The 16,318-nt window shown below is 62.4% G+C and carries 16 protein-coding genes; 12 read left to right on the forward strand and 4 right to left on the reverse strand.

Annotated features, from left to right (window positions below; genetic code table 11):
* Position 1 precedes the first annotated feature (1 nt).
* Complete coding sequence (locus tag MCB86_RS14735; RefSeq protein ID WP_239611343.1) at positions 2-1,129, forward strand: ABC transporter permease; 1,128 nt, start codon at positions 2-4, stop codon at positions 1,127-1,129.
* On the opposite strand, the gene MCB86_RS14740 is transcribed toward MCB86_RS14735, so the two are convergent.
* A complete protein-coding gene (locus tag MCB86_RS14740) occupies positions 1,126-1,428 on the reverse strand; it encodes a hypothetical protein (RefSeq protein WP_239611344.1) in 303 nt (100 codons plus the stop codon). The two genes, MCB86_RS14735 and MCB86_RS14740, sit on opposite strands and share 4 nt — an antisense overlap.
* Before the next feature lie 313 nt (positions 1,429-1,741).
* On the opposite strand from MCB86_RS14740, the gene rfbB reads away from it, so the two are divergent.
* The 9 genes from rfbB (at position 1,742) to dctM (ending at position 12,120) form a co-directional block, all read left to right on the forward strand.
* The gene (rfbB, locus tag MCB86_RS14745) at positions 1,742-2,812 is read left to right on the forward strand and encodes a dTDP-glucose 4,6-dehydratase (protein ID WP_045164219.1); all 1,071 of its coding nucleotides are present in this window, start codon (positions 1,742-1,744) and stop codon (positions 2,810-2,812) included.
* Positions 2,809-3,681 carry a glucose-1-phosphate thymidylyltransferase RfbA gene (gene rfbA / locus MCB86_RS14750; RefSeq protein ID WP_045164220.1) on the forward strand — a complete coding sequence of 291 codons (873 nt, stop codon included), beginning with the start codon at positions 2,809-2,811 and terminating at the stop codon, positions 3,679-3,681. The genes rfbB and rfbA overlap by 4 nt, the downstream gene beginning before the upstream one ends.
* Positions 3,678-4,223 (forward strand): dTDP-4-dehydrorhamnose 3,5-epimerase, encoded by a 546-nt coding sequence (rfbC, locus tag MCB86_RS14755; RefSeq protein ID WP_045164221.1) that lies wholly within the window; start codon positions 3,678-3,680, stop codon positions 4,221-4,223. The genes rfbA and rfbC overlap by 4 nt, the downstream gene beginning before the upstream one ends.
* Complete coding sequence (rfbD, locus tag MCB86_RS14760) at positions 4,220-5,131, forward strand: dTDP-4-dehydrorhamnose reductase (protein WP_239611345.1); 912 nt, start codon at positions 4,220-4,222, stop codon at positions 5,129-5,131. The genes rfbC and rfbD overlap by 4 nt, the downstream gene beginning before the upstream one ends.
* 96 nt (positions 5,132-5,227) lie before the next feature.
* Positions 5,228-7,027, forward strand: coding sequence for an ATP-binding protein (locus MCB86_RS14765; protein WP_239611346.1), 1,800 nt, complete (start codon positions 5,228-5,230; stop codon positions 7,025-7,027).
* Between the two features lies 1 nt (position 7,028).
* Positions 7,029-8,420, forward strand: coding sequence for a sigma-54 dependent transcriptional regulator (locus tag MCB86_RS14770; RefSeq protein WP_045164224.1), 1,392 nt, complete (start codon positions 7,029-7,031; stop codon positions 8,418-8,420).
* Between the two features lie 562 nt (positions 8,421-8,982).
* Complete coding sequence (gene dctP, locus MCB86_RS14775) at positions 8,983-9,978, forward strand: C4-dicarboxylate TRAP substrate-binding protein DctP (protein ID WP_045164225.1); 996 nt, start codon at positions 8,983-8,985, stop codon at positions 9,976-9,978.
* A 235-nt stretch (positions 9,979-10,213) separates the two neighbouring features.
* The gene (locus MCB86_RS14780) at positions 10,214-10,840 is read left to right on the forward strand and encodes a TRAP transporter small permease (RefSeq protein ID WP_045164226.1); all 627 of its coding nucleotides are present in this window, start codon (positions 10,214-10,216) and stop codon (positions 10,838-10,840) included.
* Positions 10,840-12,120, forward strand: coding sequence for a C4-dicarboxylate TRAP transporter large permease protein DctM (dctM, locus tag MCB86_RS14785; protein WP_045164227.1), 1,281 nt, complete (start codon positions 10,840-10,842; stop codon positions 12,118-12,120). Before MCB86_RS14780 ends, dctM begins: the two co-directional genes overlap by 1 nt.
* A 76-nt stretch (positions 12,121-12,196) precedes the next feature.
* Here dctM and MCB86_RS14790 read toward each other — a convergent pair whose 3' ends face one another.
* On the reverse strand, positions 12,197-12,805 hold the full coding sequence (locus MCB86_RS14790; RefSeq protein WP_045164228.1) for a 2OG-Fe(II) oxygenase: 609 nt from the start codon (positions 12,803-12,805) through the stop codon (positions 12,197-12,199).
* A 153-nt stretch (positions 12,806-12,958) separates the two neighbouring features.
* Here MCB86_RS14790 and MCB86_RS14795 point away from each other — a divergent pair, with 153 nt between their 5' ends.
* Positions 12,959-13,705 carry a hypothetical protein gene (locus tag MCB86_RS14795; RefSeq protein WP_239611347.1) on the forward strand — a complete coding sequence of 249 codons (747 nt, stop codon included), beginning with the start codon at positions 12,959-12,961 and terminating at the stop codon, positions 13,703-13,705.
* Between the two features lie 32 nt (positions 13,706-13,737).
* Here MCB86_RS14795 and MCB86_RS14800 read toward each other — a convergent pair whose 3' ends face one another.
* Positions 13,738-14,676, reverse strand: coding sequence for an alpha/beta hydrolase (locus MCB86_RS14800; protein ID WP_239611348.1), 939 nt, complete (start codon positions 14,674-14,676; stop codon positions 13,738-13,740).
* A 100-nt stretch (positions 14,677-14,776) separates the two neighbouring features.
* Here MCB86_RS14800 and MCB86_RS14805 point away from each other — a divergent pair, with 100 nt between their 5' ends.
* Positions 14,777-15,361, forward strand: a complete 585-nt coding sequence (locus tag MCB86_RS14805; RefSeq protein WP_239611349.1) for a DUF6436 domain-containing protein — start codon at positions 14,777-14,779, stop codon at positions 15,359-15,361.
* Between the two features lie 59 nt (positions 15,362-15,420).
* On the opposite strand, the gene MCB86_RS14810 is transcribed toward MCB86_RS14805, so the two are convergent.
* Complete coding sequence (locus MCB86_RS14810; RefSeq protein ID WP_045164232.1) at positions 15,421-16,314, reverse strand: ABC transporter permease subunit; 894 nt, start codon at positions 16,312-16,314, stop codon at positions 15,421-15,423.
* Positions 16,315-16,318: the final 4 nt, after the last annotated feature.

A 16,318-nucleotide genomic window follows, 5' to 3' on the forward strand; every position in this document is an offset into this window, starting at 1 on the left:
CATGGCCAATGTCCGGCGCAAGCTCAGCAATATCATCCAGCTCGGCCTCAAAGAGCTGCGCAGCCTCTACCGCGACCCGGCAATGTTGGTGCTGATCATCTATTCATTCACCCTGGCCATCTACGAAGGCGCCACTGCCGTGCCCGAGGCGCCGCACCGCGCCAGCATCGCCGTCGTCGACGAGGATCGCTCGCAGGCCTCGCTGCGTATCGTCAACGCCTTCCAGCTGCCCTACTTCATCGAGCCCAAGGCCATCACCCTGCAGCAGATGGACAGCGGCATGGATGCCGGTCTCTATACCTTCACCCTGAACATTCCGCCGAACTTCCAGGCAGATTTACTGGCCGGTCGCCAGCCGACGATCCAGCTCAATGTCGACGCCACCCAGGTCAGCCAGGCGTTCACCGGGGCCGGACAGATCCAGCAGATCATCGCCAGCGAGACCGCCGACTTCGTCCGGCGCTACCGCAGTGTTGATGCGCTGCCGGTCGAAGCCGTCGTGCGCACGGCCTTCAACCCCAACCTGAATCGGGCCTGGTTCGGCGCCGTGAACGAGGTGATCAACCAGATCACCATGCTGGCGATCATCCTCACCGGCGCCGCCCTGATCCGCGAACGTGAGCACGGCACCATCGAGCACCTGCTGGTGATGCCGGTGACGCCGTTCGAAATCATGGTCGGCAAGGTCTGGGCGATGGGATTGGTGGTGTTGGCGGCCGCGGCGTTCGCGCTGCGCTTCGTGGTCGAGGGGTGGCTCGATATCCCGATTCAAGGCTCGCTGCTGCTGTTCGTTGGCGGCGCCGCGCTGCATCTGTTCGCCGCCACGTCCATGGGCATTTTCTTCGGCACGGTGGCGCGCTCCATGCCGCAACTGGGTCTGCTGGTGATTCTTACGCTGATCCCGTTGCAGATCCTCTCCGGCGGTGTGACCCCGCGCGAAAGCATGCCCGCACTGATCCAGCACATCATGCTGGCGGCGCCGACCACCCATTTCGTCGAACTGGCGCAGGCGATTTTGTTTCGTGGCGCCGGCGTCTCGGTGATCTGGCCACAACTGCTGGCGCTGCTGGGGATTGGTGCGGTGTTTTTCCTCGGTGCGTTGTCGCGGCTGCGGCAGTCGTTGCGTTAGCGCTCCGGGGGCGGGGGCTGCTCAGCGGTGCTTTCAGCACCGTCATTCGGCGCCGAATCGGCGATCGCATGCGACGCCAACGGACCGGATGGCGTCGCGAGAAGCACGCTCGACTTCTGATCGAAGACCGCCTGAATCGCCGAGACACGAGACACCATTCGGCGACTGGCGATGCGCACGGCCGGGTCCTCGCTGGCCATCAGCTCCAAGGAGAACGTTGTCAGCGCCTCGGACAGCTGCGACAGATTGTGTGCGGTGAGACTCAGCAGCTCGGCGAGCTGTTCGTTACGGATATGCATTCCTTTGCACCGGTCATGAATGTCGACGCGATAGTACTCAATTGCGCCCGCCGCGCCACGTACGCTTTCGCCGTAACGCCATTTTTGTGTACTGGGACCAGGTCCTTCCAGGCGCTTGCCGCGCCGCATGTCACAAATGCCATCCGCGCCATGCGGTCAATTTCATTGTCTGCCGAGCGAAGCTGCCTCAAACTTTCAACCGCCTTACCATCTCCTACGCTACGGCTGGGAATTTTTACATTTTCAGCATGTCTATCCTGCCGACATGCGAAGAGCTTGCTGCTCTGTAGCGCGCCAAGGAAGCCTATCAATCATGCGCATTCTCGTAACCGGCGGAGCCGGGTTCATCGGTTCAGCACTGATCCGTCATCTCATCCAAGACACCGAGCACAGCGTCCTCAACCTGGACAAGCTGACCTATGCTGGCAATCTCGAGTCGCTGGCGGACGTGGAAAACAGTGACCGCTATCAGTTTCTCCAGGCCGATATCGCCGACCGCGAGCGGGTGAGCGAAGCCCTGTTGGAATTCCAGCCGGACGCCATCATGCATCTGGCCGCCGAATCCCATGTCGATCGCTCCATCGATGGCCCGGCCGAATTCATCCAGACCAACATCGTCGGCACCTACCAGCTGCTCGAAGCGGCACGCGCCTACTGGCAGACCCTGCCGACCGAGCGCCGTGAAGCCTTCCGCTTCCACCATATTTCCACCGATGAGGTATATGGCGACCTGCACGGTGTCGACGATCTGTTCACCGAGACCACGCCCTACGCACCCAGCTCGCCCTATTCGGCCAGCAAGGCCTCGTCGGACCATCTGGTTCGCGCCTGGCAACGCACCTACGGCCTGCCGGTGCTGATCACCAACTGCTCGAATAACTATGGGCCTTATCACTTCCCCGAGAAGCTGATTCCGCTTGTGATTCTCAACGCGCTCGATGGCAAGCCGCTGCCGGTGTATGGCAACGGCACCCAGGTTCGTGACTGGCTGTTCGTCGAGGACCACGCGCGCGCCCTGTTCAAGGTCGTCAGCGAAGGTAAGGTTGGCGAGACCTACAACATCGGCGGCCACAACGAGCAGAAGAACATCGACGTGGTACGCGGCATCTGCGCCCTGCTGGAAGAACTGGCACCGCAGAAGCCGGCCGGCATTGAGCGATTTGAAGACTTGATCACCTTCGTCAAGGATCGCCCCGGTCACGACCTGCGCTATGCCATCGACGCCAGCAAGATCGAGCGCGAGCTGGGCTGGGTGCCGCAGGAAACCTTCCAGACCGGCCTGCGCAAGACCGTGCAGTGGTACCTGAACAATCTCGAATGGTGTCGTCGCGTCCAGGACGGCAGCTATCAACGTGAGCGCCTCGGCGCGCTGGAGAACGCATGAAAGGAATCATCCTCGCCGGAGGCTCCGGTACCCGGCTGCACCCCATCACCCTGGGCGTATCCAAGCAGCTGCTGCCGATCTACGACAAGCCGATGGCCTACTACCCGATCTCGGTGCTGATGCTCGCCGGAATCCGCGACATCCTGCTGATCTCCACGCCACAGGACCTGCCGCAGTACAAAAATTTGCTGGGCGACGGCAGCCAGTTCGGGGTGAGCTTCAGCTACGCCGAACAGCCGTCACCGGACGGCCTGGCCCAGGCCTTTCTGATCGGTGAGGAATTCATCGGTGATGACTCGGTGTGCCTGATCCTCGGCGACAACATCTTCCACGGTCAGCATTTCACCGAGAAGCTGCAGCGTGCCTCGGCGCAGCAGAAAGGCGCCACGGTGTTCGGCTATTGGGTCAAGGACCCGGAACGCTTCGGCGTGATCGACTTCGACGAGACCGGCAAGGCGCTGTCGATCGAAGAAAAGCCGGCGAAGCCGAAATCCAGCTATGCCGTCACCGGTCTGTATTTCTACGACAACGACGTGGTCGAGATCGCCAAGTCGATCAAGCCATCGCCACGCGGCGAACTGGAGATCACCGACGTCAACAATGCCTATCTCAAGCGCGGCGACCTCAACGTCGAGCGCTTCGGCCGCGGGTTCGCCTGGCTCGACACCGGCACCCACGACAGCCTGCTGGAAGCCTCGCAGTACGTGCAGACCATCGAGCATCGCCAAGGCCTGAAAGTCGCCTGCCTGGAAGAGATCGCCTATCAGCACAAATGGATCGACCGCGAGCAGTTGCTGCGTCGCGCCGATGCCCTGGGCAAGACCGGCTATGGCCAGTACCTGTTCAAGCTGGCCGGTGAAGACGCATGAAGGTCATCGCCACCGATATCCCCGATGTGTTGATCATCGAGCCCAAGGTATTTGGCGATGAGCGCGGGTTCTTCTACGAGAGCTTCAACGCCGCGGCTTTCGAGGCCGCGACAGGGGTCAAGCGCAGCTTCGTGCAGGACAACCATTCGAAGTCCCAGCGCGGCGTGCTGCGCGGGCTCCACTACCAGATCCAGCAGCCGCAGGGAAAGCTGGTACGGGTGGTGGCCGGTGAAGTATTCGACGTGGCCGTTGACCTTCGCCGCAGCTCGGCGACCTTCGGGCGTTGGGTCGGCGTCAGTCTGAGCGCGCAGAACCAGCGCCAGCTGTGGATTCCCGAAGGCTTTGCTCACGGCTTCGTGGTGCTCAGCGAAAGCGCCGAATTCCTTTACAAGACCACCGATTACTATGCGCCGGACCATGAGCGCTCATTGCTCTGGAACGACCCACAGATCGGCATCGAATGGCCGTTCCAGGAGTTGCCGCAGCTGTCACAGAAGGACGCCGCGGGCAAGATCCTCAGCGAGGCGGAGCTGTTTGCATGAAGATCCTCATCACCGGTAGCAAGGGGCAATTGTCTCAGGCGCTGCAGCTGGCACTCGCCGGTGAAGGAAAGGTCCTCGCACTGGGTCACAAGGTGCTGGATTTGGCCGAACCGACACAGATTCGTCACCAGGTTCGCCTGCTACGCCCCGACCTGATCATCAACGCCGCCGCTTATACCGCCGTCGACCCGGCGCAGGGCGATCGCGATCAGGCCTTCGCGGTGAATGCCACCGGCCCTGGCGTGTTGGCCGAAGAAGCCGCAGCGCTGGGTGTACCGCTGATTCACTACTCCACCGATTACGTCTTCGACGGGCACAAGACCGAGCCTTATTGCGAGGAGGATCAACCGGCCCCTTTGAGCGTATACGGGGCCAGCAAGCTGGCCGGCGAACAGGCGATTCAGGCAGTCGGCGGCGAGCATCTGATCCTGCGCACCAGCTGGGTCTACTCGTTGCAAGGGCGCAACTTCCTGCTGACCATGCAGCGGCTGCTGCAGGAACGCGAATCGCTGTCAGTGGTTGACGATGAGATCGGAGCACCGACCTGGGCCGGCACCATCGCCTCTGTCACGACGGAGATGATTCGCAAGTGGCGAAACGGAACCGGCGGGCCCAGCGGTTTGTACCATCTGACCGCCACTGGCGAGACGTCTTGGTACGGCTTCGCCTGCAGCATCGCCCGACACCTGGAGCAGCGGGGCCTGCTGCGCGCCAACATCGCCCCCATTCTGTCCACGGATTACCCCACCGCCGCTCAGCGCCCCCTCAACTCACGCCTTAGCTGCGCACGGCTGCAGCGTGACTGGAATATCGAGCTGCCGGATTGGGAAGCTGCACTGCATCAGTGTCTCGGCAGTACCAACGAGATGCTGGCAGAGCATAGCGTCCAGACCATACAGAGCGTTTGAATTTGCCCGACCGGCTCAGCCGGCAAGGTTCCAGCACCGGAGCACCGGCGATGGGCTGAACGTGCATAATGTCGCCCGACTCACAGGCGCATCCGCATGACACCATCCGAATCTCCTCGTCGCCCACGCTGGCGCAATCTGGCCCTGGTCGCTTTGCTGCTGGCGCCGCTGCTGTGGCCGCTGCAACAACTGGCCGAGCGCTACTACAGCAACGAACTGATCGAGCAGAATCGCCAGACGCTCGATCTCTACGTGGCCAACCTGCTCGGTTCGCTACGCCGCTACGAAGTGCTGCCACGCATTCTCGGCGACCTACCGGCGCTGCGCACTGCGCTGCGCCAGCCAAGCAGTCCGGCCGTCAAGGATCAGGCCAATCGCCTGCTCGACCAGCTGCGCAAGGAAACCGGAGCCGACGTCATTTATCTGATGGCACCGGACGGCGAAACGCTCGCCGCCTCCAACTGGAACGAGGAAGACAGCTTCGTCGGCCGCAACTTCGCCTTTCGGCCCTATTTCCGCGAAGCCATGGCCGGCAAGCTGGGCCGCTTCTTCGGCCTCGGCACCACCTCGGGCAAGCGCGGCTACTACTTTGGCGCGGCCGTACGCGATGGCAACAAGACACTCGGCGTACTGGTAGTCAAGGTGGATCTGGACCACACCGAGACCCTGTGGGGCAGCACGCCTGAACAGCTGATGGTCACCGACTACTTCGGCGTGGTGATCCTGACCTCCAAACCCGAATGGCGTTTTCGCGCCAGTCGCGCATTGGATGCCGACGAGCGTGAGCAGATCGCTTCCGAGCGGCCCTATCCGACGCTCGACCCTCAGGCGCTGACGCTCGACATCGATGCCTGGCTGATCCAAAGCCGCGAGCTCAAGGAAACCGGTTGGACGGTGCGTATTCTGGCGCCGATCAGCCTGGTCGAGCGGCCGGTGCAGACGGTGGTGGCCATCGGCGCCGCCACCCTCGCCGCTCTGTTGCTGCTGCTCGGTTTGCTGATGCAGCGGCGCCGCCATTATCTGGAGCGCATTGCGCTGGATGCGAAGGCGCGACAGCAACTCGAGCGCCGCGTACAGGAACGCACGCAGGACCTCGAAGCGTTGAACAGCCGTCTCAAGGAAGAGGTGCTGGAACGCGAGCAGGCCCAGCAGGAACTGGTCCGCGCCCAGGACGAACTGCTGCAGGCCGGCAAGCTGTCGGCGTTGGGCACCATGTCGGCCAGCATCAGCCACGAACTCAATCAACCGCTGGGAGCGATTCGCAGCTATGCCGATAACGCTGGCGTGCTGCTCGACCAGCAGCGCAATGAGGAAGCCCGCGACAACCTCCGGCTGATCAGCGAGCTGACCGCGCGCATGGCGTCGATCATCGCCCATCTGCGCGCGTTCGCGCGGCGTGATCGGCATGCGCCGGAGCGGGTGGCGCTGCAACCGGCACTCGATGATGCGCTGGCGCTGTTGGCCAAGCGCCGCCAGGCCATGGGCGTCGAGCTGATTCGAGATCTTCCGGACGCGACGCTGTGGGTCCAGGCGGGCGAAACCCGTCTGCGTCAGATTATCTCCAACCTGCTGGCCAATGCGCTCGATGCGCTCAATGAGCGGCCGCCGGTACGGCGCATCTGGCTGCGCGCCGAACGCAAGGACGATGGGGTGTTACTCACGCTGCGCGACAATGGCCCCGGGTTTTCCGACGCAGCGTTGCAGCGCGCCCGCGAGCCCTTCTTCACCACCAAGACCAGCGCTCAGGGGTTGGGGCTCGGTTTGGCCATCTGCGATACCCTGACGCGTGCCCTGGACGGCGAGCTGACGATGACCAATCATCCCGAGGGCGGCGCCCAGCTCAGCCTCTATCTGCGATCCGCCGATCCCGGCGTCACCTTCCCCAGCGAGGACTAGCATGACCAGCCAGATCGACCCGCAGTTTCAGGTAGTCCTGGTCGATGACGATCCGCACCTGCGTAAGGCGTTGAGCCAGACACTCGATCTCGCCGGGCTCAAGGTGCTCAGCCTGGGCGACGCGCGCGGTCTGCCGGCGATGTTACCGGTGGACTGGCCCGGCGTGGTGGTCAGCGACATTCGCATGCCCGGCCTGGACGGCCTCGAACTGCAGCAGCAGTTGCACGCACTGGACAGCGAACTTCCGGTGCTGCTGATTACCGGCCACGGGGATATTCAGCTGGCGGTGCAGGCGATGCGCGCCGGTGCCTACGATTTTCTCGAAAAACCCTTTCCCAGCGAGGCGCTGCTCGACGGCGTACGCCGTGCGTTGGCCTTGCGCCAGCTGGTTCTAGACAACCGCAGCCTGCGCCTGGCGTTGGCCGATCGTCAGCAACTCTCGGCCCGCCTGCTCGGACAGTCGCCGGCCATGCAGCGCCTGCGCGAACAGATTGGCGCGCTCGCCGGAACCCAGGCCGATGTGCTGATCCTCGGCGAAACCGGCGCCGGCAAGGAAGTGGTGGCGCGCGCGCTGCATGATCTGTCCAGCCGCCGCAGTGGCCCATTCGTCGCCATCAACGCCGGAGCGCTGGCCGAATCGGTGGTCGAGAGCGAACTCTTCGGCCACGAGGCCGGCGCCTTCACCGGTGCCCAGAAGCGCCGCATCGGCAAGTTCGAATTCGCTAATGGCGGCACCCTGTTTCTCGACGAGATCGAGAGCATGAGCCTGGACGTGCAGGTCAAGCTACTTCGCATGCTGCAGGAGCGGGTGGTCGAGCGCCTTGGTGGCAATCAGTCGATCGCGCTGGACATCCGGGTCATTGCCGCCACCAAGGAAGACCTGCGCCAAGCCGCCGATCAAGGCCGTTTCCGGGCCGACCTTTACTATCGGCTAAACGTCGCGCCGCTGCGCATCCCACCGCTGCGTGAGCGTAGCGAGGACCTGTTGTTCCTGTTCCAGCATTTTGCCGAGACCGCTTCCAGCCGCCACGACTTGCCGATCCGTGAGCTACGGCCTGAGCAGCGCGCGCAACTGCTCAGGCATACCTGGCCAGGTAACGTCCGCGAGCTGCAAAACACCGCGGAGCGCTTTGCCCTCGGCCTCGAGCTGGGCCTTGAAGAGCCCGCACATGTCCCAGACGGTATCGCCGCAGCGACCGCCAGCACGCTCAACGAGCAAGTCGATGGCTTCGAACGCGCGCTGATCGCCGCCGAGCTGGCCCGTCCCCACAGCTCGTTGCGCAGTGTGGCCGAAGCTCTTGGCCTGCCACGCAAGACCCTTCATGACAAGTTGCGCAAGCATGGCCTGGTCTTCAACGATGCTGGCGGAACCTCGCCGGATGATGGCGACTAGCTGGCGGATTTCCGCCACGCATTGAGCAAGGATCTCAGAAGACGAAGCGCCGCCATCGCGCCTCTGACAGCTGAGCCGCAGTGCCAACCCGCTCATCAATCGCGAATCCTCCTCCCGAGAACCGGCACTCCCAGGCCCCCGCATTCGCGAAAGGCGAAGCCCGGCTTGTTCAATGATGAATTTCCAGCGGCCAAGGGCGCCGAGTAGAGTCATCCGAAACGTGCATCACTCGAAAGATGAACGGAGCCGATCGCCAGCACAGCATTTCGCCGCTTGCGGCTTATGGCCATGAGCCGCTGACAATACGCCAAACCTGCGAGCCAGACGGGCCGGCTGAGAATTATTCGTCAGTATTTTGCCATCATGCGAGTAAACTCCCGCGTTACGAGTCGCATCGCCCTGCGCATTTGGCATAGGGCTTGCTCTCGCTAACACGATGAACCGGCAAGCCGAGCCGATTAGGGGCGCATGTTCCCGATGGCTTCTAGACTTGTCTTGCTGGTTACAGCCGAGCTTTTCGCTCCCAAGCGGTAGCTCAATTCACAACAAGAGGAAAACAACAATGTTCAAACTGACCGCCACCGCGCTTGCCTGCGCCCTGTCCCTGGGAATCGCAGGCCTGGCCCAGGCTGCCGATCCAATTCTGATCAAGTTCTCCCACGTGGTTGCCGACAACACGCCAAAAGGCCAGGGCGCCAACCTGTTTAAGAAGCTGGTGGAAGAGCGCCTGCCAGGCAAGGTCGAGGTTCAGGTCTACCCGAACTCGTCGCTGTTCGGTGATGGCAAGGAAATGGAAGCGCTGCTGCTGGGCGACGTGCAGCTGATCGCACCTTCGCTGGCCAAGTTCGAGCACTACTCCAAGGGCGTTCAGGTATTCGACCTGCCGTTCCTGTTCGACAACATCCAGGCGGTCGACCGCTTCCAGCAGAGCGAAGCCGGCCAGAGCCTGCTGAGTTCCATGGAAGACAAGAACATCACCGGCCTGGGCTACTGGCACAACGGCATGAAGCAGCTGTCCGCCAACAAGGAATTGCGCGAGCCAAAAGACGCCCGTGGCCTGAAGTTCCGCGTACAGGCGTCGGCGGTGCTGGACGAGCAGTTCAAGGCCCTGCGCGCCAACCCGCGCAAGATGAGCTTCGCCGAGGTCTACCAAGGTCTGCAGACCGGCGTGGTCAACGGTGCCGAGAACCCGTACTCGAACATCTACTCGCAGAAGATGCATGAAGTGCAGAAGCACATCACCGAGTCCGACCATGGTTTGCTCGACTACATGCTGATCACCAATACCAAGTTCTGGAACGGTCTGCCGGATGACGTCCGTGGCGAACTGGAAACCATCCTGGACGAAGTCACTGTCGAAGTGAACAAGCAGGCTGACGCGCTGAACCAGAAAGCCAAGGCTGACATCCTGGCCGCTGGCACCACCGAAATCCTGGTTCTGACGCCGGAAGAGCGTGCCAAGTGGCGCGAAGCCATGAAGCCGGTCTGGAAGAAGTTCGAGAACGAAATTGGTGCTGACCTGATCAAGGCCGCCGAAGCGTCCAACCAGGCGCAGTAAGCCCTGACCGGAGGGAGCGGGGGCATTCGCTCCCTCCGTTACGAGATTGGCAATACCGACAGTGCAGTGAAAAACACAGCGGCCAGGCAAACGTCACGGCAAGCCGATCCAGGCTCTGCGCCTCGCCTAGAACAACATTTTTCATTGCTCTGTCATCATCCGGTTACCAGACCGGTTCATGGCGCACGTTCCGTACGCCTGTCGAAACAACGCATTCCATCGGGAGATGTCATCCATGAACGCCCTCTGGCGGGTCTGGGACCATTTCGAGGAAGGATTCATTGCCTTCCTGTTGGCCGCCATGACTCTGGTGACCTTCGTTTATGTGGTCCTGAACAACCTCTATACCGTTTTCTACAGCCTTGGTGACACCTTTGAGGCGGCCAGTGATTTCTTCTTCGCACTCGGCGACTTCATCATCGGTTTGGCCCAGGCGATGACCTGGAGCACCGCGCTGACCAAGGCCCTCTTCGCCTGGCTGATCTTCTCTGGCCTCGCCTACGGTGTACGCACTGCCGGGCACATCGGGGTCGATGCGCTGGTTAAGCTGGCCCCGCGCCACGTACAGCGCTACATCGGCGTGATCGCCTGCCTGGTCTGCCTGGGCTACGCCGGTCTACTGACTGTGGCCAGCTTCGAGTGGATCCAGGCCCTGTTCACCGCCAACATCGGTGCCGAAGATCTGGGCCATTTCGGCGTCAAACAGTGGCACATCGGCATGATCGTGCCGATCGGATTCGCCCTGGTCTTCATCCGTTTTGCCGAAATTTTCGTGCGCATCCTGCGCAACGAACAAACCGGCCTAGGCCTTGCAGACGAAGCGGCCGAAGCGGCCAAGCTCGGTGAAGAGGAGCCGAAGTAATGACTATCCTGTTCCTCTTCCTGGCGCTCTTCGTGCTGATGTTCATCGGTGTGCCGGTGGCCATTTCCCTTGGCCTGGCCGGTTCGCTGACCATCTTCTTCTTCAGCCCCGATTCGGTGCGCTCACTGGCGATCAAGCTGTTCGAGACCTCCGAGCATTACACCCTGCTGGCGATTCCGTTCTTCCTGCTCGCTGGCGCCTTCATGACCACCGGCGGCGTGGCCAAGCGTCTCATCGACTTCGCCAACGCGACCGTCGGCCACATCCGTGGCGGTCTGGCCATCGGCGCGGTACTGGCGTGCATGCTGTTCGCGGCCCTGTCCGGTTCGTCGCCGGCTACCGTGGCGGCGGTCGGCTCCATCGCCATCGCCGGCATGGTCCGCTCCGGCTACCCCCAGGCCTTCGGCGCCGGCATCGTATGTAATGCCGGTACCCTGGGCATTCTGATCCCGCCATCGATCGTCATGGTGGTGTACGCCGCGGCCACCGAAACCTCGGTAGGCAAGCTGTTCATGGCCGGTGTGGTTCCTGGCATTCTGCTGGGCGTCGGGCTGATGGTAGCGATCTACATCGTCGCGGTGAAAAAGAACCTGCCCGCCATGCCGCGCGCGACTCTGCGCCAATGGCTGTCGTCGGCCCGCAAGGCGCTGTGGGGCCTGCTGCTGATGGTGATCATCCTCGGCGGCATCTACTCGGGCATGTTCACCCCGACTGAAGCAGCAGCCGTGGCGGCGGTGTATTCGGCCTTCATCGCGCTGTTCGTCTATAAGGACATCAGCTTTCGCGACTGCCCGAAGGTGCTGCTGGAGTCGGGCAAGCTCACCATCATGCTGATGTTCATCATCGCCAACGCCATGCTCTTCGCGCATGTGTTGACCACCGAACAGATTCCGCAGCAGATCACCGCCATGGTGCTCGAGGCCGGCCTGCAACCGTGGATGTTCCTGCTGGTGGTGAACATCGTGCTGCTGATCGCCGGCGCCTTCATGGAGCCCTCGGCGATCATCCTGATCCTGGCACCGATCCTGTTCCCGATCGCCGTGCAACTGGGTATCGACCCGATCCACCTGGGCATCATCATGGTGGTGAACATGGAGATCGGCCTGATCACCCCGCCGGTGGGTCTGAACCTGTTCGTCGCCTCAGCCGTGACCGGCATGCCGGTGACTCAGGTGATCCGGGCGGTGCTGCCGTGGTTGGCGCTGCTGCTGAGCTTCCTGATGATTATCACCTACGTGCCGGTGATATCCCTCGGCCTGCCGAACCTGCTGGGGATGTGACACCCCAACGCAAGCTTTGCCTTAAGCCCGGCCCCTGTGCCGGGCTTTTTTATCTGTCGTCGCAGCTATTCAGGTTTCAAAGCGCCAGCACATCTACCGGACGTCGGCGAAACCAGCCGGTCAGTGACAGTCGGTCAGTCTGGGTAACCAACACCTCGTGAGGGAAGTCGCCGGATAGAAACATCAGCAGATTGCCAGCCAGCGGTGCAATGTCGAGGCTGGAACCGTCGGCGAAATGCATGCGCAGCTCGCCGCCATCAGTCGGTTGCCAATCCGGATTCAGATAGAGCACCGCGCTTACGCAGCGGCTGTCGTCATCACGGAAACGATCCAGATGGGTCTGATAAAAAGCACCGGGCGGATAGAGCGCGAAGTGGCATTCGAATTCTTCCAGGCCGAGGAACAGCTCGCGATTGAGCGTCTGCCGCAGCTCGTCCATCAATGCCAGGTAGGCATCGCAGACCTCCGCCTGCCCCTCTTCCAGCCAGTGAATGTGGTCGCCGCGAATGCCTTCGCGCACCGCCTGCTCCTCGCCTCGGCCGACACCGGCGGGCGCCAGCGCCCCTTCGGCATAGCGTCTGCGGCACTCGTCGGCCAGCTTTCGGGTCACATCACTGGACAGGAATGAACTCTGCAGCGACCAGCCGCGTGCGGCCAGGTCGTCGATGATCGTAGAGAACGGCAAGGAAAGTGACTCCAACGGGTCAGGATGACGCTTCCCTTCGGCCTCGGTGGGCCCGCAGGGAAACAGCGGCTGAGTCTAGCAGCAGTGCTTTCGCTCCTCGACAAGCCCGGGTCGCGGCGCTGAAAATAAACCGCCCGCCACAGAGGAGCTTCCATGCGCGCCCTTATCGCTTGTGTATTACTCGCCTTCAGCCTGAACACGCTGGCCGATAGCTACGATGAACTTTACGAGGCCGCGGGCTGGACCGAACAACGCGCCAATTTTTCCGATGCCCTGACCGCCGCCCAGCAGCGCTACAAGAACAGCCTCCCGCCGGCGGTCTATCAGGCCCTGGTGACCAACAGCAACCGACGCTTCGCCGCTAATGCCATCGACCAGCGTGCCCAGCGCGCACTGCGCCAGAACCTGCCGGATCCTCAACCAGCGCTGGATTTCTTCCAGTCGACGCTGGGCCACAAGGTAGTCGCAGCCGAAACATTGGCCGGCCGACGCGAGCAGCTGGCCCGCTATGAAAATGGTTTGCCGCGAATGGAGGCCGGCAGCAATCGGCAGCTGTTGATTCGCCACCTGGCCCAGGCGTTACCGGCCGCCGAAGCCGGGGCCGAGGTGAGCCTGGCGCTGGCGGGGGTCGCAGCCGACAGTCTCAGCCAGATGATTCCCGGGCTGTTAGGCGGCGATCAGGCACAGGGACTGCTGGATAGCCAGCGCGAACGCTTGCAGCAACAGGTCGAGAGCGATCTGGACAATACCCTGCTGTATATCTATCGCGACCTGTCCGACGTCGAGCTGGAGAAATTCGTCGAGTTCGCCCAGTCAGAAGCCGGCCAGCGCTACTACCAGGCCGCGCTACAAGCCCTGCGAGCAGGTCTCGCGGTCGGCATGAGCGGCAGCGCGGTCTAGGCACAAGCGGGCGCCGCGCGCTAGGGCTGAGGTTATCGCAGCCGTTCGCTGAGAAAATCGAAGTACGCGTCGCGTATGGCTTCGCGTTCGTTGACCAGATGATGACGCGCCTCTGGGAGGCGCAGGATCTCCGGCTCGCTGAACTTACGCTCGAGCACTGGTAGGTTGTGCTGCCAGTCGACGGTCATGTCAGCGTCCCCCTGAATGATGATCGGACTGTGCGGGCTACGCGGTGCGCCTTCGATTCGCGGGATCCAACGCGACAGCGCGCCGACCCAGGCAGTGGGCAGAATATCCGGCTGCAGCGGGTCGTTCGATTGAATGAAGTCGAGAAACGCCGGATCGCCCGAGTTCTCACTGAAGCGCCGGGGGATCTGTTTGACGAAACGGCGCATGACTTCGTAGCTCATTCTGGACCAACCCCAGGCGCGCGGTCGCACCAGCGGCGCCAGGAGAATACCGCGACCCAGCTGCGGTTGCCGTGGATGGCTGAGCAGATAATCCAGCACGATTGCGGCGCCAGTGCTTTGTCCCAGCAGATGCCACGGCTGAGGTAATCGCAACGCGGCGGCCTCATGCAGCAGCCCCTGCAGAACCGTCTGATACTCATCGAACTCATTGATACTGGCGCGCGGCCCGCTGGACAGTCCATGCCCCGGGAGGTCGCAGGCGAGTACCGCGAACCCCATGCGCAGGCCCCAGTCCACCACATGCCGGTAGAGGCCCATGTGGTCGTAGTAACCGTGCAGGATCAGCAGCGTCGCCACCGGCTGTTCGGGATACCACGCCTGCGCGACCACCTTGTAGCCGTGCACCGCAAAGCACCCCAGCCGGCGTTGCACGTTGGCATGCTGGGGTAGATCCAGACCGTAATACGCCTGATAAAAGCGGGCTTGCGAGGAAAGCTCGCCATCATGACTGAGCGGTTTCAGCTGTGCGCGGAGGGTGTCGGGATCGATTCGCGAGGGCATGACAGGATTTCTAGCTCGAATTGAACGGAATATTCAGCTCTGCAACGCGACGTGGCAAGCTGGCGTATTCCCTGATGCGTATCCGCTGAAGAGTGCCGTCATGTCCGTCCGCAACAAATATCTGATCGCCGCACTCGTCGCGCTGCTCTGGGGCGGCGCCATGCTGGCCGCCTTCCGGTGGTTCGAAGCGCGTTATCTGAGGCCCTTCGAAAGCGAACGTGCGGCGCTGTTCTCAGGCGAAAAGCTGGCATTGCCCGAGGCCTTGAAAGGAGCCGGGCCGATCCGCTTGGTGCATTTCTGGGATCCCGCCTGCCCCTGCAACGCCGGCAACCAGCAACATCTGGCCGAGCTGGTACAGCGCTTCGGCGCCCGAGGCGTCAGTTTTTACGCACTGCAAAAACCGGGAAGCCACGGTCGTCTGCCGGAACAGCTGGCCGGCCTGCAGACCCTCACCGCGTTGCCGGGCGCGGAAGACCTGCCGGCCAGCCCGGCCGTGGGCATCTGGGATGCCAGTGGCCGGTTGGTGTACATCGGCCCCTATAGCGAAGGGGCGGTGTGCAATTCCAGCAACAGCTTCATCGAGCCGATCCTCGAAGCGGTGCTGGCCGGCCGGCAGGTCAACGCCACGCACTCGCTCGCGGTGGGCTGCTTCTGTGACTGGAACGGTTACCTGCCGGAGGGCTGAGATACCGCTACGGTAGCCAACCTGCCGTGGCCAGGCATTCCGGCCGACCGGCCTACCGATCAGCTATGCGCCGAGGGCGGCGTCGCCACGTTGCTGGTGGCTGGTTGCCAGTTCTGCTTGGCGCCCTCGTCCATGGCCTGCCGCATCGCGCGCACGCGACGCTTCTCGGCGCGGCGGCTGACGTACCAGGCAATGAAGGTTGCCAGCGACACCACCAACAAAATCAGGCTCGCCACGGCATTGATCTCGGGCTTCACGCCGAGTCGGACCGCAGAGAAGATTTCCATCGGCAGCGTGGTCGAACCCGGCCCGGAGACGAAGCTGGCCAGGACCAGATCATCCAGTGACAGCGCGAACGAGAGCATCCCGCCAGCTGCCAGCGATGGTGCAATCATCGGTATGGTGATCAGGAAGAACACCTTCCAGGGCCGTGCGCCAAGGTCCATCGCCGCCTCCTCGATGGACTGGTCGAGCTCGCGCAGCCGCGCCATCACGACCACCGCGACATAAGCCGAGCAGAAGGTGGTGTGCGCGATCCAGATGGTCGTGATACCCCGCTGCGCCGGCCAACCGATCAATTGGGCCATCGCCACGAACAACAGCAGCAGCGACAGACCGGTGATCACTTCGGGCATTACCAGCGGTGCCGTCACCAGGCCACCGAATAACGTGCGGCCGCGGAAGTTGGGAATCCGAGTCAGTACGAACGCCGCCATGGTGCCCAGTGCCACTGCTGTGACTGCCGTGTAGAGCGCAATCTCCAGCGAGCGCATCACAGCCCCCATCAGCTGGCTATTGTCCAGCAGCCCCGCATACCACTTCAGCGACCAGCCACCCCACACCGTCACCAGCCGCGAGGCGTTGAACGAGTAAATAACCAGCAACACCATCGGCAAATAGATGAACAGCAGCCCGAGGACCAGGATCAGGTTGGAAAAGCTGTAGCGCTTCATAGCT

Origin of the sequence: Pseudomonas sp. KSR10 (assembly GCF_022355455.1) — a bacterium.
Classification (GTDB): Bacteria; Pseudomonadota; Gammaproteobacteria; order Pseudomonadales; family Pseudomonadaceae; genus Stutzerimonas; species Stutzerimonas stutzeri_E.

What these genes read in the sequence shown, in the direction of transcription:
- MCB86_RS14735 (WP_239611343.1), top strand. Translation starts at nt 2, where the DNA reads ATGGCCAATGTCCGGCGCAAGCTCAGCAATATCATCCAGCTCGGCCTC.
- MCB86_RS14740 (WP_239611344.1), bottom strand. Translation starts at nt 1,428, where the DNA reads ATGCATATCCGTAACGAACAGCTCGCCGAGCTGCTGAGTCTCACCGCA.
- rfbB (WP_045164219.1), top strand. Translation starts at nt 1,742, where the DNA reads ATGCGCATTCTCGTAACCGGCGGAGCCGGGTTCATCGGTTCAGCACTG.
- rfbA (WP_045164220.1), top strand. Translation starts at nt 2,809, where the DNA reads ATGAAAGGAATCATCCTCGCCGGAGGCTCCGGTACCCGGCTGCACCCC.
- rfbC (WP_045164221.1), top strand. Translation starts at nt 3,678, where the DNA reads ATGAAGGTCATCGCCACCGATATCCCCGATGTGTTGATCATCGAGCCC.
- rfbD (WP_239611345.1), top strand. Translation starts at nt 4,220, where the DNA reads ATGAAGATCCTCATCACCGGTAGCAAGGGGCAATTGTCTCAGGCGCTG.
- MCB86_RS14765 (WP_239611346.1), top strand. Translation starts at nt 5,228, where the DNA reads ATGACACCATCCGAATCTCCTCGTCGCCCACGCTGGCGCAATCTGGCC.
- MCB86_RS14770 (WP_045164224.1), top strand. Translation starts at nt 7,029, where the DNA reads ATGACCAGCCAGATCGACCCGCAGTTTCAGGTAGTCCTGGTCGATGAC.
- dctP (WP_045164225.1), top strand. Translation starts at nt 8,983, where the DNA reads ATGTTCAAACTGACCGCCACCGCGCTTGCCTGCGCCCTGTCCCTGGGA.
- MCB86_RS14780 (WP_045164226.1), top strand. Translation starts at nt 10,214, where the DNA reads ATGAACGCCCTCTGGCGGGTCTGGGACCATTTCGAGGAAGGATTCATT.
- dctM (WP_045164227.1), top strand. Translation starts at nt 10,840, where the DNA reads ATGACTATCCTGTTCCTCTTCCTGGCGCTCTTCGTGCTGATGTTCATC.
- MCB86_RS14795 (WP_239611347.1), top strand. Translation starts at nt 12,959, where the DNA reads ATGCGCGCCCTTATCGCTTGTGTATTACTCGCCTTCAGCCTGAACACG.
- MCB86_RS14800 (WP_239611348.1), bottom strand. Translation starts at nt 14,676, where the DNA reads ATGCCCTCGCGAATCGATCCCGACACCCTCCGCGCACAGCTGAAACCG.
- MCB86_RS14805 (WP_239611349.1), top strand. Translation starts at nt 14,777, where the DNA reads ATGTCCGTCCGCAACAAATATCTGATCGCCGCACTCGTCGCGCTGCTC.
- MCB86_RS14810 (WP_045164232.1), bottom strand. Translation starts at nt 16,314, where the DNA reads ATGAAGCGCTACAGCTTTTCCAACCTGATCCTGGTCCTCGGGCTGCTG.